Origin of the sequence: Serratia myotis (assembly GCF_027474885.1) — a bacterium.
GTDB lineage: Bacteria > Pseudomonadota > Gammaproteobacteria > Enterobacterales > Enterobacteriaceae > Serratia > Serratia proteamaculans.
Map to the genome: position 1 here is coordinate 3,613,454 of NZ_CP099707.1, position 14,804 is coordinate 3,628,257.

A 14,804-nucleotide genomic window follows, 5' to 3' on the forward strand; every position below is an offset into this window, starting at 1 on the left:
TTACTGCACCAGCGCCAGCACGCGTTTTTCCTGACTGCGGCTGGCGGCGATCGACAGCAGGATCTCTTTCACCACCAGCGCCGGGGCCGACAGGGATTGCTGGCCGGAAATGCACAGCGAAAGCGGCACGCTCAATGACGGAACATTGATCCGCGCCATCCATGCCTTGGCCGGGCCAATCATCGCGCGGGCCACCGACTCTGGCAAAATAGTGGCGCCCAGGCCGCTGGCGATGGCCGCACTCAACGTGCCGGGGGATTCAATTTCACCAATCACGTTAGCGGCCAGCTTACGCACCGCCATGGCTTCATCTACCTGGCTACGTACTACGTCCCCCTCACGCGGCAGGAACAGATTCAGTCGCGCAACGTCCAGCAGTTCAACGCTGTTGCCGGGATTCGGTACCGCACGCGTCGCCACCAGATAAAGATCTTCCCGCATTAACGCCGTGGCCTGCAAACCAGCAGGCATTTTAGCGCCGTAGATCACCGCCATATCCAAATTCTGGTTGGCGACCTGCCCGGCCAGCGTCGAACCGATGTTTTCATTCAGGCTGAGCAAAATCCCCGGATGCTGATCGCGCACCGCCTGCAACAGCGGCAAAGCCAACTGCGACGCCAGGCTCCCCGGCGCCAACCCGACCGACACATGGCCGCTCATTGCCTGCCCGGCGCTATTGACCGCGCTTTGCGCCTGTTCGCACTGGCGCAGAATAGTCTGGGCATGGGCATATAGAATATTACCGGCCTCGGTTGGCATTACGCCGCGCTTGGTGCGGATCAACAATTGCTGTTTCAGCTCGCCTTCCAGCGTGGCCAATTGTTGGCTGAGCGCCGGTTGAGCGATATGCAACACTTCTGCTGCCTGCGTCAGGCTACCGATATCGACGATTTTCACGAAATACTTAAGACGTCTGAAATTCATATTGCCTCCGTCGTGCCACTTAACTGCGTATCGCTAAACAGCAGCAAGATCCGGGCCAGAGCGACGGAATAAGAGAAAGCCTGAACTAATCGACGGAAAAATAAGAAAAAATGATAGTGGCCGATTTAATGGCGCTCTCCACAACCTGCGAGAATAGCCCAAGCTTGCACCAGCATAAGGCATGCTGACGCGACCCAGTGGCAGGAGCTGAACCACTGCGCAGCAGTGCAGCAATAAAAGCCATAAAAAGCAGCAGGTTGAATAATCTTGCAGCAAACGAAACGACAAGGCGTTTTCAGGCTTTACAAGCCCAGGCCACCCCGTTATTATTCGCCCCGTTCAAACGATTCCTCTGTAGTTCAGTCGGTAGAACGGCGGACTGTTAATCCGTATGTCACTGGTTCGAGTCCAGTCAGAGGAGCCAAATTAGAGAAGCCCGCTCAGGGAAACCTGAGCGGGCTTTTTGCTTTTGGTTTTTGCTGGAAGACCACCAAGAGCGCGAAGCTGAGACAACGTAATCATCAGGATCTTGTACCGTTTCTAATATTCCATGGGCTGGCGCTCAGTGTCTCATTACAGGCTGTAATGATATAGGGGATGAACAACATCGATATTTATTATCGAGTGGTAGAAGTTAATATCGTGATTGCATGCAGTCCCTGGAGGAGCCATCATAAAAAATCTTGCGTATCTCTCTTTAGACCCAGAGGCTGTATGAATTTAAATCGTGCCGACATGGCAGACCTGATCTATTTTTTGGCCATTGCACGACATCACAGTTTTACCAAAGCGGCTATTGAGCTTGGCGTTAGTGCTTCCACGCTGAGCCACGCCCTGAAGGGATTTGAGGCACGATTGGGTGTCCGGCTTCTGAACCGGACAACCAAAAGCGTTACCCTGACGGCTGCTGGGGAAAGTCTTGCCACCACAATATGTTTGCCATTAGAAACTATTGACTCTGCACTGGAACAATTAAACTTTTATCGCGATGCTCCAGCAGGAAGGATAAGGCTCAATGTTGCAGTCGAAGCCGCGACGTTATTACTTGGGCCCGTCCTGCCTGTTTTTTTTGAACGTTATCCCAATATTGAGCTGGATATCGCAGCGACTAATCGTATTGTTGATGTCACTGAAGAACGGTTCGATGCAGGAATTCGTTATGGTGGGACTGTACCGGAAGATATGATCGCACAACGTCTTTCAGCCGATATTCGTTGGGTTGTGGCCGCATCTCCGGGTTATCTCAACCGATTTGGAACACCTCAACATCCTAACGACTTAATGAATCATCGTTGTATCAGCAACCGGCTCGGCGATAACAGAATCTACCAGTGGGAATTTGAGCGAGGAGAGGAAGAAATTACGATAAAAGTTCCACCTCTGCTTACCATCGACCAAGCTGAAACGGGTTTAGTGGCTGTACTCGGCGGATTGGGTCTGATGTATTGCCCTGAACCTCTCATCTCTCAATACCTTAAAGAAGAGCGATTGCGCCTGGTTCTTACTGAATGGGCCTCTCTCGGGCCAGGATTTCATATCTATTATTCCAGCCGACATCAGCTTCCTACCGGTCTTCGTTTGTTAATTGACCTGGTGAAAGAGTTAAAACCCCTGGGTCTTTAGCGGATTAGACCCATTTATGTAAAAAGCTCACTGCTCCATTCGACGGCGGCTACTGGTTCAGTCGCTACCGCTGCCTTAACCTTACCTCTAATAAATCATTGGGCTGATAGCGCTTTCATTTTTTAGGTTCGCGACCTACAGCCAGGTTGTAAGGAGAGGAATATGCAATATGTGAATCTTGGCCGAAGTGGGTTGAAAGTGTCACGACTTTGCCTCGGTTGCATGAGTTATGGTGAACCAGAGCGTCTTCCTCAACCCTGGTCTCTGGATGAAAAGGTTTCGCGGCCTCTGATTCGCCAGGCACTTGAAGCCGGTATAAATTTTTTTGACACAGCCAATATTTACTCCGGCGGTAGCTCAGAAGAAATTGTGGGTACGGCATTGAGAGAGATGGCCCGCCGTGACGAGATTGTCGTTGCTACGAAAGCATTTTTCCCATGGAGAAACTCACCAAACACCGGCTTTCTTTCCCGTAAAGCTCTGCTTCAGTCCATCGACGATAGCCTGAACCGGTTAGGTATGGATTATGTGGATCTTTATCAGATTCATCGCTTCGACCCTGGCACCCCAGTGGAAGAAACCATGGAGACACTGCATGATTTGGTGAAAGCAGGAAAGGTTCGCTATCTGGGTGCTTCATCAATGGAAGCCTGGCGCTTCGCTAAAATGCAGCACATCGCTGACCGTAACGGCTGGACGAAATTTATCTCCATGCAACCGCAATACAACCTCCTGTATCGGGAAGAAGAGCGGGAAATGCTCCCCTTGTGTGAAGATCAGGGTGTTGGTGTGATCCCATGGAGTCCAATGGCGCGCGGCAGGTTGACACGTGACTGGAGCGAAACCACCCCGCGAACGCAGAATGATGCGTATGCGCTCAAAATGTATCAAAACACCGCTGAACTGGATCGTAAGGTTGTCGAAGTCGTCGCGCGCATCGCGGCCGAACGGAACGTACCGCGCGCTCATGTTGCCTTGGCATGGCTGCTTTCAAAATCGACGGTAACGGCACCTATCGTTGGCGCGACAAAAGCGGAGCATCTTGCAACAGCAATTGACGCGCTCGATTTTACGCTTTCATTTGACGAAATAGTGGCACTCGAAGCGCTCTACATGCCACATCCTGTTGATGGCATTGTGCCGCCGCTGCCCGGGGAGCAGCCAACCCTTTCTATAACCCGCTCAAATTAAGCCGCTGCCACGGAAGGCAAACATTATCTTTTCAATTTTTAATTCTGACTGAACTTCTCATCTGTAAACAGGATAATGACATGCAATACACCCATCTTGGCCGCACAGGCTTAAAGGTCAGTCGACTTTGTCTCGGCACCATGAATTTCGGTGACATGACCGATGAAAAAACAAGTCATAACATTATGGATGCTGCATTAGATGCTGGCATCAATTTTATAGATACGGCGGATGTATATGGTTGCCCGCAGTCTCCTGACATTACTTCGGGAAACGGCTTATCGGAAGAGATCATTGGTCGGTGGCTGTCCAGAAGCGGCAACAGAGACAAAATTGTACTCGCTTCCAAAGTTTATCAACCAATGGCAACCGGGCCGAATGATAAGTATTTATCGGCATATCATATTCGTCGCGCCTGTGACGCGAGTCTGAAACGTCTCAAAACCGATCACATTGATATCTATCAAATGCATCACGTAGACAGAGCGACACCGTGGGATGAGATATGGCAGGCGATGGAACAGCTGATCCGCGAAGGAAAAATTACTTACGTAGGTAGCAGTAACTTTGCCGGGTGGCATATCGCCTGCGCTCAGTCCGCTTCAGCGTCACGCCATCTGCTGGGACTGTCATCTGAGCAGAGTATTTACAATCTCGCCCAGCGCGCGATTGAACTGGAAGTGATTCCTGCTCTACGCCATTACGGTATGGGTCTTATCCCATGGAGCCCATTGAGTGGTGGTTTGCTGGGTGGAGTGCTAGAAAAGGCCAGAACCGGGCGTCGAGCCACGCCAGAAATGAAGAATAATATCACTCACCATTTTGAAGCATTGCAGAAATGGGAAACACTTTGCCTGGACTTGGGTGAAAAGCCGGCAGATGTGGCTTTAGCCTGGCTGCTGCACAATCCTTCAGTTACCGCGCCTCTTATCGGCCCAAGGACACGGGAACAACTTACCCTGGCTTTACGTGCTGTTGAAATTACTCTCTCCGAAGATACCTTGCGCTGTATTGATAAAATCTGGCCCGGGCCCGGAGGTGAGGCTCCCGAAGCCTATGCATGGTAGGCGTGTATTAGCAAAAGGCAGGACTCGTTTGACGCGAATTAATAGAGATACTTAAGAATGGGGAAAAGCTCAATGCCAAATAATTCTGAAAATAAAACATCCACAGAAAATCTACATTCCTTAAGCCGTCGTAAGTTTATTGGAACAGGACTTATGACGGGTATGGCAATAGTATCAATGTCGACTATCAATCGAGCGTTTGCCCAAGCTTCACCGTCTTTGAATTCTGTCGGACAGCAAGATATCCATTCCGAACGGCGGCTGCCCCGGCGAAAACTCGGTTCCCTGGAAGTGTCGTCGATTGGAATGGGATGCCTGCCGATGGTGGGATATTACGGCGGGGGCCCGCGAGACCGCCAAGCCATGGTGTCACTAATACGGGCTGCGGCAGACAATGGTGTGACCTTTTTTGATACGGCGGAAGTGTATGGCCCCTACCTTAGCGAGGAATATGCAGGTGAGGCGCTGAAATCCATACGCGACAACGTTGTCATTGCCACAAAATTTGGATTTGGCGTTGAGGAAAATCATCCAACCGCTCTTAATAGCGAACCAGGTCACCTGCGTCGGGCCGTGGAAGGGTCTTTGAAACGCTTAAAAACAGACCGTATCGATTTGCTGTATCAGCATCGGCCTGATCCCAAAATACCCGTTGAAGAGGTCGCCGAAACGGTCATGGCACTCATCAAAGAGGGGAAAGTTTTACATTGGGGCCTCTCTGAGGCAAGTGCAAGCACCATACGTCGGGCCCACGCGGTTCTCCCTCTTACAGCAGTTCAGAGTGAATACGCCATGTGGTGGCGTGAATCTGAAACCAAAATCTTTCCGGTACTTGAAGAGCTGGGTATAGGTTTCGTCCCCTACTGTCCGGTAGGACGGAGTTACTTTGCCGGAGCAGTTAATTCCCGTCAGCGTTTTGATAAAACCGATCGTCGCCATAATCTACCTCGTTTTACCCCGGAGGCAATGGTCTTTAATCGCCCTCTCTTGCAGTATGTTCAGGATTGGGCGACGCAAAAAAACACGACCAGCGCACAACTCGCTCTGGCATGGACGCTGGCGCAAAGACCGTGGATAGTGCCGATTCCAGGGACTACGCAATATCCACACCTTATAGAAAATGCAGGTGCGGCTCATGTCGTTTTTACCAGTAATGAACTTCGCGAATTCAATGCGGGACTTGCACGCATAGACATTATGGGAGAGCGAGCAGACCCCTTTACAGATAGTCAGTTTGATAAAAGCTGAGCGAAAAATCGTCGCTCACGTTTGAAACTTTCGTGAGCGATCTTCATTTTAAGCTGCGGTTCTTTTGATTAGAAAATCAATCAATGTCTTCACTCTTTTAGTCTTGCCCGCGTTTTTAGGATAGTAGAGATAAACGGGTGGGTATGTTTTCCAGTATTTATCCATCACGGGAATAAATTGCTCTTTATCCGGCTGTAAGCTGTGAATGGGTTCAAACAATCTTCCGATACCCAGTCCGCTACGTATTCCATCGGCCATAACGTCAATATCGTTGCTAATTAACTGGCCAGGCATTTCAACAGTCAGCTGTTCCCCATTGTGATCCAGAATCAGTGGAAGAATGCGGTTATTGGTGATGAATCGATAACCGATAAGGTTGTGCTGATAGAGCTCGGCGGGCATCGTTGGGGTACCGAATTCCTTAAGATAGGACGATGACGCATACAACCCTTCCCGAAACGGCTTCATCAACTGGCGGGCCACCACGCCGCCCTCCAGAATATCGCCAAAGCGGATCCCCAGATCGAAACGGTCATCAATAATTTTAACTGTGCCGTCGTAGACAGAAATTTCAAGTTGAACGCCTGGAAATTGCTGACAAAAGGCCGCCATAACCGGTTTGAGTATAAGCAGGTAAGCAAAACGAGAAAGCGTAATTCTGACCAGGCCTGATGGCTCCTGGCTCTGATCGCGGATATTTTCCAGCGATTTTTCAAGCGAGTCCACCGCCGCTGTAGTCTGTTCCAACAGCTGTTGCCCGGCATCCGTCAGTTCAATACGCCGTGTTGTACGCACAAAAAGCGGGTGACCGATATGTTGCTCAAGCTGCTTAAGCGCCTTGCTGACGGAGGGAGGAGTAATCTCGAGCTTTCTGGCGGCAGCAGTGATACTGCCTTCGCGGGCAATGCTCTGAAAGATGCGTAGCTGGTTGTAAATCACGTTATTCATTACATCATCCTTAAGCAATGGCCTGTTGATTATTAACTACAGGCTAAAAATCCTTGAGTCAAGGATGACCTAATCTTATCTAAATCTCGTGCTTATACTTCTTGTCTGTTCCCAACGAGTAGTGAAATACAGGAGACTGAAATGCGAATTTTGTGTCTGGATATTCCCACTTCCGACGCCACGCTGGAAAAATACGCTCCCCATCTAAATTCAGAAGCATTACATGCCTGGGGTTTATATAAATCCGGCGTTATTCGGGATATCTATTTTCGTCAGGATCGACCGGGCGTAGCGATTTTTCTAGAGTGTGACTCTGTTGAAACTGCCCGCACGGTGATGGCTGACTTCCCGCTGGCAAAAGCCGGGCTGCTTGCCTTTGAGTGTATTCCTCTAGATTCATTTACCAACTGGGAAAACCTCTTTGCTGAAGAGTTCAAGAGTCATTCAGAGGAAACAATTAAATGAAATCAGATCATAAACCCGTACTGTGCGTCGTCACCAGCCATCCTATCAAAGGAGCCTCAGGTGTCCCCACTGGCTTCTATATGGCCGAACTCACCCACCCTCTGAAGGTACTTGAGGAGGCTGGGTTAGAAACAGTCATCGCCAGCGTTCGCGGGGGCCAGCCGCCGGTTGACGGTTTCGATCTCAGCGATCCCGTTAATGCCTGGTTCTGGAACGAGACTGATTTCCAGCATCGCCTCGCCACCACGCCGCCATTATCTGAGCTGAACGGTGTCGATTATTCCGCCGTCTTCTTTGCTGGCGGGCACGGCACTATGTGGGACTTCCGAGATAACCTGGATGCACAACGCATCATCCGGGAAGTGTACGAAAACCGTGGGATCGTGTCAGCGGTATGCCATGGCCCTGCAGCGCTGGTTGACGCAAAACTCAGCAACGGTGCATACCTCGTGAACGGCAAAAATCTGGCTGCCTTCACTAATAAAGAGGAAGACGAAGTTCAGGGAACAACTGTGGTTCCCTTTTTGTTGGAAACCGCCCTGCGAGAACATGGTGCACTTCATCATGAAGCGCCCAACTGGTCTGAAAACGTGGTGACAGATGGCCGTTTGATCACCGGTCAGAACCCAACTTCAGCACACGGCGTTGGCATAGCGCTGGTAAACGCGCTGCGCCAGGTAGTTTGACGGCGGACACTACATTTTGTCATCGCGGGTTAAACCTCATTCTGGCCGGCCGGTGAGTGCTTCCTCCGGCCCTTTTTTCAGGAGGATATAATGAAAAAATTACCCAAAATAGCCTTAGGAACCTGGTCCTGGGGAGTGGGATTTGCGGGTGGAGATACCGTATTCGGAAACCACCTTTCCGACCAGCAGATGGAACAGGTCTTCAGCAATGCCATGGATAAAGGGCTTTATCTGTGGGATACCGCCGCCGTCTACGGAATGGGAAGTTCCGAAACAGCGTTGGGTAAGTTAATCAGCCAGTATCCGCGTGAAGAGATAATCTTATCGACTAAGTTTACGCCACAAATAGCCGACAAGCAGTCAGCTATGCCCGTAAGTGACATGCTTGAGGAAAGTCTCGGCCGTCTGGGTGTGGAAGAAATTGATATCTACTGGATCCATAATCCTTCCGACGTGGAAAAATGGACGCCAGATCTTATTCCGCTTTTGCAGAACGGCAGGGTTAAACAGGTTGGGGTATCCAATCACAGCCTGGAGCAAATAAAGCGTGCAAATGCGATCTTGAAACCGGCCGGTTTCTCTGTGAGTGCCGTTCAAAATCACTACAGCCTGCTCTACCGAACCTCGGAAGATGCCGGGATCCTCGACTATTGCCACAAAAACAATATCACCTTTTTTGCCTATATGGTGCTGGAGCAAGGTGCGCTGAGTGGTCGTTATAACTCGCAAAATCCTATGCCCGCTGGCAGCGGGCGTGCTGAAACTTATAACAACGTTTTACCGCAGTTGGAAAAATTAACGACGGCGATGAAGACGATGGGGAATGCCAGAAACGCCAGCGTGGCACAAGTTGCCATCGCATGGGCAATAGCCAAGGGCACCCTGCCGATCATAGGTGCGACCAAGGTTCATCATGTCCTGGACGCTGCCGGCGCAGTGGAAATTCAGCTTAACGCTGAGGAAATGGTAACGCTGGAACGCCTTGCTCAAGAAGCAGGTGTGGATACACGCGGGGCATGGGAAAAACCTATGGTCTAGCGAGCGGCTCGGAGAAGGTCGTCAGGTTGCACCTTTACCTGTCGGCTTTACGCCGTCCAAATAAGCCGTGAACAGGAGCAAGCGATGAAAATTATTTGCCTTGAAGAACATACTCTGGATAAAGCGCTGGGTATGGCATCCATGCCCGCAGCACTTGCACAGGCTCCCTTTCTGAGCGACTGGGGAAAGACGGTTACTGATGGCAATCATCTGGACCGAAGTCGACCCCAAATTGAACAAAATGATCGGATTAACATTAAAGGCACAGACATCGGCAGTGGGCGGCTGGACGATATGGACAAGGCCGGTATCACCATGCAGGTTCTTTCGGTGGGAGGATTTCCGCACCTGGCTCCAGCCGCTGAGGTGGTAGATTTAAACCGCGTGGCTAACGATCGTCTCGCTACTGCGGTTAACGAACATCCAGACCGCTTTGCTGCATTCGCCACACTTCCATGGACTCAGCCCGATGCGGCAGAGAAAGAACTTGAACGAGCGGTTAAAACGTTAGGCTTTAAAGGCGCTCTACTGAATGGCAGGCCATCAGACAATTTTCTCGACCATCCGGATTTCGACGGACTGCTGGCCCGCTTCAACACTCTGGGCGTCCCGCTTTATCTTCACCCCGGACTTCCCGTTAGCAGTGTGCAACAGGCTTATTACTGCGGCTTCAGTGATGAAGTCACCGCCAGGCTATCGATGTTTGGCTGGGGCTGGCATCACGAAGCGGGCATTCACCTGCTTCGGTTAATCCTGTCTGGCGCTTTTGATAAATATCCAAATCTGCAGGTCATCAGCGGTCACTGGGGAGAGATGCTGCCATTCTGGTTACAGCGTTTGGATGACAGCATCCCACAGGCCGCTACGGGATTACGACGCACCATTACCCAGACCTTTCAAGAACAGGTTTATGTGACGCCATCCGGCATGCTGACGTTGCCCTATTTTCAATTTATCCATGCGTTGATGGGGGCCGAGCGGATCCTTTTCTCTGTCGATTATCCCTACCAGACGCTGGATGGCGTGAAGGCATTTATCCAAAGTTTGCCCGTTTCAGAAGAGGATAAAGAAGCGATAGCCTTCCGCAATGCTGAGCAATTGCTCGGATTAAGATCTTGATGAAAACGGCCCTGCACGAGCATTGCGCCATCAGGGTTAATTATTAGCTTTTAGCTAAAAGTCATTGAGCTATTAATACCCTAAAAAACAAAATACGGCCGCTCTATACTGGACACCTGTTAAACACTTAACCTTAATTAATTAAAAATGAAAAATATTCTAATTATTTCCGGTCATCCAAATCTGAGCGAGTCAATTGGTAACGCAACTATCCTCAACGAGGTTGCCTCGGCGCTACCAGAGGCTGAAATTCGCCGTCTGGACTGGCTCTATCCTGACTACAAAATTAATGTTAACGAAGAGCAGGAGAGCCTGCTGAAAGCTGACGTGATCGTCTGGCAATTCCCCTTCTCCTGGTATTCACTTCCAGGAATAATGAAGCTATGGCTGGATGAGGTTTTTGTTCACGGATTCGCACACGGTTCAACGGCCAAACTTGGCGGTAAAAAACTTATTCTTTCATTTACTACCGGTGCACCACAGTCTCTCTATTCATCGAATGGATTATTTGACCATGACGTTGATGATTACCTTACCCAGTTTAAAACCACCGCCAAACTTTGCAGTCTGGATTTGCAAAAACCTGTGTATACCTGTGGCATTAGTTACGCAGACAGGGATGAAAATAAAATAGCGCAACAAAGAATAATGGCCAAGGAACATGCATCCAGATTGATAGCGCTTTTGAAAAAATCGTCCCGGGAATTAAAACTGGCCCTGTAAAGGAGCGGTGCCGATTATTAATTATCACTCGGTGAGGGGAAAACATTGCAATGCTTAGCGAGTATGCCTTCTGTCTGGACATATTTAAGGGGTGGAAATACGATGCAATATATGCAACTGGGTAAAAGTGCCTTAATGGCATTTCGTAATAAGGCAGGAGGATATATAGTGAAAAAAATGATACTGGCTTGCCTTGTAGTATTTAGCGGGATTTCATCTGCGCTGGCAGTGACACCTGCCTACTATGTTGCAGAATTTCAGTCTACCGATCGAGAAGCGATCAAGCCCTATAGTGCTCAGGTTGAATCTACTTTCAGTCCCTACGGTGGACGTTTTATCGTTCGTGGAGGCGAGCCTGACATTAAGGAAGGGTTTGGCGCACAAGGAAGGCTGGTAATTATTAAATTTGACAGTTTGAAACGCGCTCAGGATTGGTACAACTCTCCAGAGTATCAGAACCTCATACCAATACGTCATCGTTCAGGGAATTCTCGTACCTATATCGTTGAAGGTTTACCTGAGCATGAATGAGATAAACCATAGAAATATCACCAGTTCGAGTCGTTTATTTCACCCAGAAAGTTAAAGGAGAAGGGAATGAACTGGATTGAACCAGGCAAGTTTGCAAAATTCATTACGTTATTTTTTATGTTTACGGTACCGGTCTGCAAAGCTATCAGCACTGCCTCTGGAGGAGCATCAACTTACGGAAATGAAGGTAGAATTGGTGTTACGCTTGCCGATGTCTTCCTGCCTATGAAAGCCAGCGCCCTCCATGCCGGTATGACTTACCTCCCTCCGCTTGTCTTCCAGGGAGCCAGTAGCGATAAGTTACCTCAATATCAGCGCCAGCTTATTGAGCGTCTGAAGATGTAATCAACAACCGATTACTCTATAACAAAATAATAGAAAAAGGTATTTTATGAAAAACATCGTAACCATGACACTCTGTCTGATGATAGGTAGCCCCGCATTTGCAAACAGTTCGATCTTACTGGATAAAACCGTTATGAACATTTTTGAACTTGGCATCAAAACAGGGAAAGACCAACAATATGATGAAATAGCCAGAAACAATATTTCCAAATCTGTTGCGAATGAAAGCGGCACACTGGCAATGTACTCACTCAAACGCAAGGATGATCTCAGCCATGCATATATGATTGAAATATATAAAAACAAATCAGAGCACAATCAACATTTAAATTCAGAGCAGTACAAGGAATTTATTTATCATGCTCCTGAAATTATAAGCCATAAACGAAAAATTGATGTCATACCACAATTTATCGGCGATAAGAGAATCGTACAAAACGCAACAACGATAAATAACCTGGTGATTGTCGATGTAAAACCCGAGTACCAGCAAGCGTTCAAAAAAATCGTCTTGACGGAAATGGCTGAGTCATTGAGGCTTGAAAATGGTGTGCTGGCCATGTATGCCGCAATCGAGGTAAATAATGAAAACCGCTGGTACTTCTATGAAATTTACGCCAGTGCGGTTGATTATCAACGGCACAGAGAGACGCCGCACTTTCAGGAGTATATAGAACAAACGGCAGCAATGACAACCGGGAAGGAGTCAATCCCTATTGTGCCGGTCTTTCTGAAAAATAAAGGCATTCTGCATGTCGATTAAAGATTCTGTAGATAATATGAGGATCCAGATTAGCAAAGATGTCAAATTAACTGCCTTAAGCAAGAGCAGGGGCACCCTTTGAGTCAGAACCCGTTGGAAGCGCTGCCTTTTGTGGCAGACAGCGGATTTCATCCGATTAAACCGGATTCTGGAATTCAGCCACAGGCTATGGCAGGTCAAACTCTGCCCGCAAAACCGGTGCCTATGGGCATCCAAGCACTCTGTAGATCTCAGTGATCACCTGCATCGTTGCGTCTTCGATGGTTCCTTCATTACGGCATAAAACCCAGCCGTGATTGGCAATTTCTCGCTCGAACGCCTTGGTACAAGCGACTTGTTCTTCCAGCTTATAAATCACCGTACTACTTAGCCCACGCGATCGGGCCGCAGCCCTCGCCCATGAAATATCAGGCGCAGTAACCACCCCGACATGCAGATCTGGCGTTCGCACGTTTCGTTCCATGTTAAGCTGTAAAATCTCTGCAAATGGCACCATCCGGCGAAACGCGGCGTCCGACGGGTACCAACGATCCATCAAGATAATACTGTCCGGTGGCTGTTTAGTCAGCACTTGCTGGGAAATCCAGGCACGGCTATCTGCAAGGCGCTCACAAACCTCCAATTCCAAATCCAGGGTGGGATTTCTGGCGAGCTGGTTAACGAGGGCCATTGTTTCCCCCCTGTAGGGATCGCTTTTTTTCTCGCAAAGTCGGACCACCTTCTTGTTGTCTGCCCTTAGTACTTTCGTCATGGCCTCCAACAGTGTGGTTTTACCGGCTCCTTTGGGCCCATCCAGAGAAACAAACAGCTGACGACTCATGCTTGAAATGACGATTGATATAGGTTTTTTGTATAGCTTGCATCTGGCAAAAACATCTTATTTCCTTCGTATGAATAGCTGCCCCCCTCTTCGTTCGTTGGAGCCGCTTGGCACGTCAGCGCGAACCTAATCGAGAGCACTTATAAACAGACATTGATGAACATTCAGAAGAACTCCATTCCTTCATATGGCTGAGTGCGGCAAGCACGGATGCGGCTCTCAAGGTCTCCATCATGGATCTCAAGCCTGTGGCCATCGGGGTCTAAAAAGTAGACGGACTTTCCCTCGCTCTTGTTAGTTTTCCATTCTGTAACACCAGACGCTCTCAACCGTTCAACAAACACATCGAATTCTTCGGTAGGAATACTGAATGCATAATGCGTGTAGTCATCACCAACAGAGACTTTATCCACTGAAAGACACAGCCAGAGCTCACCCAGCGAAAGATAAGCTCCATGAGCCCATTTGGCTTTAGGTGTGAACCCAAGCGTCTCAACATAAAAATTCAGACTGTTTGCTACGTTACTCACTGCAAGGGTGATGTGATTTATTCCGGTCAGCATGCAGAACTCTTTAGCAAGGCGCAGAGGGATTTAGTTTATATTTCTTTGCACATAAAGACACTTAATGGGTCTGCAGCATAAGGGGGAAAGGCCTCACAAATCTCATACCCGCATCTGCGATACAGTGCTATGGCAGGTTGCTGGTAAACCCCTGTTTCAAGACGCAAAAGGCGGTAGCTGTTTACTGAAGCAATACTCTCAATTGCGCTAACAATCTGCTCTCCAAGCTTCAGGCCCCGAAATTCCGGGCGAATGTAAACCCGCTTAATCTCAGCTGAACCCTCGCCCTGAAAGACCAAGGCTCCACATCCTGCAGGAGTACCCTTCTCATCGCGTGCGATGACACACCGGAGCTGTTCATTGCTGACCGTTGAAAGGTTGAGGCAGTGATTACTTTCTGCGGGATAAAGTTCGCTCTGAAAGGCATCAAGCTCACCGATTAGGCACCCTAACTCAAGGTCGCCCTTATCAACTTCTGAAATGTGAAACATCAGCTACCCCTGATTTATTTTTAGCTTTTAAATCTACCATATCTTTTCTAATTGGCCTGCTCACCATTGATGTCAGCTACGTCCACGGCTGGCACAAAGTGGTCAAACAGAAGTGACCTACTGGTCTGTGATGAGCGAACAGCGGACATAAAAGATTTGGCTTATGCTGCTGACCTCACTGGCAGTATCTTGACCCGATATGCACGAAACTTGGCCTTTAGGACATAGTAGGGTTGCCCGATAATCACTACAATTTGTT

The 14,804-nt window shown here is 48.9% G+C and carries 16 protein-coding genes, 1 tRNA gene and 1 pseudogene; 13 read left to right on the top strand and 5 right to left on the bottom strand.

The window, feature by feature from the left end; translation table 11 throughout:
• Positions 1-924, bottom strand: coding sequence for a nitrogen assimilation transcriptional regulator NAC (nac, locus tag NHG65_RS17155; RefSeq protein WP_099064536.1), 924 nt, complete (start codon positions 922-924; stop codon positions 1-3).
• A 348-nt stretch (positions 925-1,272) separates the two neighbouring features.
• Between nac and NHG65_RS17160 the strand changes: the two genes are divergently transcribed.
• From NHG65_RS17160 to NHG65_RS17180, 5 genes are all read left to right on the top strand, one after another.
• Positions 1,273-1,348, top strand: a tRNA-Asn gene (locus NHG65_RS17160).
• A gap of 290 nt (positions 1,349-1,638) precedes the next feature.
• Positions 1,639-2,547, top strand: a complete 909-nt coding sequence (locus NHG65_RS17165; RefSeq protein WP_099064537.1) for a LysR family transcriptional regulator — start codon at positions 1,639-1,641, stop codon at positions 2,545-2,547.
• A gap of 162 nt (positions 2,548-2,709) precedes the next feature.
• The gene (locus NHG65_RS17170) at positions 2,710-3,738 is read left to right on the top strand and encodes an aldo/keto reductase (RefSeq protein WP_099064538.1); all 1,029 of its coding nucleotides are present in this window, start codon (positions 2,710-2,712) and stop codon (positions 3,736-3,738) included.
• Between the two features lie 80 nt (positions 3,739-3,818).
• Positions 3,819-4,805, top strand: a complete 987-nt coding sequence (locus NHG65_RS17175) for an aldo/keto reductase (protein ID WP_099064539.1) — start codon at positions 3,819-3,821, stop codon at positions 4,803-4,805.
• 261 nt (positions 4,806-5,066) lie between these two features.
• Positions 5,067-6,053 carry an aldo/keto reductase gene (locus NHG65_RS17180; protein WP_261427524.1) on the top strand — a complete coding sequence of 329 codons (987 nt, stop codon included), beginning with the start codon at positions 5,067-5,069 and terminating at the stop codon, positions 6,051-6,053.
• 48 nt (positions 6,054-6,101) lie between these two features.
• Here NHG65_RS17180 and NHG65_RS17185 read toward each other — a convergent pair whose 3' ends face one another.
• Complete coding sequence (locus NHG65_RS17185) at positions 6,102-7,001, bottom strand: LysR family transcriptional regulator (protein ID WP_499182476.1); 900 nt, start codon at positions 6,999-7,001, stop codon at positions 6,102-6,104.
• 141 nt (positions 7,002-7,142) lie between these two features.
• Here NHG65_RS17185 and NHG65_RS17190 point away from each other — a divergent pair, with 141 nt between their 5' ends.
• The 8 genes and pseudogenes from NHG65_RS17190 (at position 7,143) to NHG65_RS17225 (ending at position 12,671) form a co-directional block, all read left to right on the top strand.
• Complete coding sequence (locus NHG65_RS17190; RefSeq protein ID WP_219016244.1) at positions 7,143-7,466, top strand: superoxide dismutase; 324 nt, start codon at positions 7,143-7,145, stop codon at positions 7,464-7,466.
• The gene (locus NHG65_RS17195) at positions 7,463-8,152 is read left to right on the top strand and encodes a type 1 glutamine amidotransferase domain-containing protein (protein ID WP_499182477.1); all 690 of its coding nucleotides are present in this window, start codon (positions 7,463-7,465) and stop codon (positions 8,150-8,152) included. Before NHG65_RS17190 ends, NHG65_RS17195 begins: the two co-directional genes overlap by 4 nt.
• A 90-nt stretch (positions 8,153-8,242) precedes the next feature.
• Positions 8,243-9,190, top strand: a complete 948-nt coding sequence (locus NHG65_RS17200; RefSeq protein WP_499182478.1) for an aldo/keto reductase — start codon at positions 8,243-8,245, stop codon at positions 9,188-9,190.
• A gap of 84 nt (positions 9,191-9,274) precedes the next feature.
• Positions 9,275-10,309, top strand: coding sequence for an amidohydrolase family protein (locus tag NHG65_RS17205; RefSeq protein ID WP_413503228.1), 1,035 nt, complete (start codon positions 9,275-9,277; stop codon positions 10,307-10,309).
• A gap of 147 nt (positions 10,310-10,456) precedes the next feature.
• Positions 10,457-11,032, top strand: a complete 576-nt coding sequence (locus NHG65_RS17210) for an NAD(P)H-dependent oxidoreductase (RefSeq protein WP_413503229.1) — start codon at positions 10,457-10,459, stop codon at positions 11,030-11,032.
• 102 nt (positions 11,033-11,134) lie between these two features.
• The gene (locus tag NHG65_RS17215) at positions 11,135-11,563 is read left to right on the top strand and encodes a DUF1330 domain-containing protein (protein ID WP_232519117.1); all 429 of its coding nucleotides are present in this window, start codon (positions 11,135-11,137) and stop codon (positions 11,561-11,563) included.
• A gap of 144 nt (positions 11,564-11,707) precedes the next feature.
• Positions 11,708-11,908: pseudogene (locus NHG65_RS17220) on the top strand (NAD(P)H-dependent oxidoreductase); the annotation flags it as partial.
• 46 nt (positions 11,909-11,954) lie between these two features.
• Complete coding sequence (locus NHG65_RS17225; RefSeq protein ID WP_099064548.1) at positions 11,955-12,671, top strand: antibiotic biosynthesis monooxygenase; 717 nt, start codon at positions 11,955-11,957, stop codon at positions 12,669-12,671.
• Positions 12,672-12,873: 202 nt separating this feature from the next.
• Here the strand turns inward: NHG65_RS17225 and NHG65_RS17230 are convergent, their stop codons facing one another.
• From NHG65_RS17230 to NHG65_RS17240, 3 genes are all read right to left on the bottom strand, one after another.
• Complete coding sequence (locus tag NHG65_RS17230) at positions 12,874-13,491, bottom strand: dTMP kinase (RefSeq protein WP_099064549.1); 618 nt, start codon at positions 13,489-13,491, stop codon at positions 12,874-12,876.
• A gap of 164 nt (positions 13,492-13,655) precedes the next feature.
• Positions 13,656-14,054 (bottom strand): fosfomycin resistance glutathione transferase, encoded by a 399-nt coding sequence (gene fos, locus NHG65_RS17235; protein ID WP_099064550.1) that lies wholly within the window; start codon positions 14,052-14,054, stop codon positions 13,656-13,658.
• A gap of 35 nt (positions 14,055-14,089) precedes the next feature.
• The gene (locus tag NHG65_RS17240; RefSeq protein WP_099064551.1) at positions 14,090-14,545 is read right to left on the bottom strand and encodes a GNAT family N-acetyltransferase; all 456 of its coding nucleotides are present in this window, start codon (positions 14,543-14,545) and stop codon (positions 14,090-14,092) included.
• Positions 14,546-14,804 lie beyond the last annotated feature (259 nt).

Coding starts and splice junctions, on each gene's coding strand:
- nac (WP_099064536.1), bottom strand. CDS start 924: ATGAATTTCAGACGTCTTAAGTATTTCGTGAAAATCGTCGATATCGGT.
- NHG65_RS17165 (WP_099064537.1), top strand. CDS start 1,639: ATGAATTTAAATCGTGCCGACATGGCAGACCTGATCTATTTTTTGGCC.
- NHG65_RS17170 (WP_099064538.1), top strand. CDS start 2,710: ATGCAATATGTGAATCTTGGCCGAAGTGGGTTGAAAGTGTCACGACTT.
- NHG65_RS17175 (WP_099064539.1), top strand. CDS start 3,819: ATGCAATACACCCATCTTGGCCGCACAGGCTTAAAGGTCAGTCGACTT.
- NHG65_RS17185 (WP_499182476.1), bottom strand. CDS start 7,001: ATGAATAACGTGATTTACAACCAGCTACGCATCTTTCAGAGCATTGCC.
- NHG65_RS17190 (WP_219016244.1), top strand. CDS start 7,143: ATGCGAATTTTGTGTCTGGATATTCCCACTTCCGACGCCACGCTGGAA.
- NHG65_RS17195 (WP_499182477.1), top strand. CDS start 7,463: ATGAAATCAGATCATAAACCCGTACTGTGCGTCGTCACCAGCCATCCT.
- NHG65_RS17200 (WP_499182478.1), top strand. CDS start 8,243: ATGAAAAAATTACCCAAAATAGCCTTAGGAACCTGGTCCTGGGGAGTG.
- NHG65_RS17205 (WP_413503228.1), top strand. CDS start 9,275: ATGAAAATTATTTGCCTTGAAGAACATACTCTGGATAAAGCGCTGGGT.
- NHG65_RS17210 (WP_413503229.1), top strand. CDS start 10,457: ATGAAAAATATTCTAATTATTTCCGGTCATCCAAATCTGAGCGAGTCA.
- NHG65_RS17215 (WP_232519117.1), top strand. CDS start 11,135: ATGCAATATATGCAACTGGGTAAAAGTGCCTTAATGGCATTTCGTAAT.
- NHG65_RS17225 (WP_099064548.1), top strand. CDS start 11,955: ATGAAAAACATCGTAACCATGACACTCTGTCTGATGATAGGTAGCCCC.
- NHG65_RS17230 (WP_099064549.1), bottom strand. CDS start 13,491: ATGAGTCGTCAGCTGTTTGTTTCTCTGGATGGGCCCAAAGGAGCCGGT.
- fos (WP_099064550.1), bottom strand. CDS start 14,054: ATGCTGACCGGAATAAATCACATCACCCTTGCAGTGAGTAACGTAGCA.
- NHG65_RS17240 (WP_099064551.1), bottom strand. CDS start 14,545: ATGTTTCACATTTCAGAAGTTGATAAGGGCGACCTTGAGTTAGGGTGC.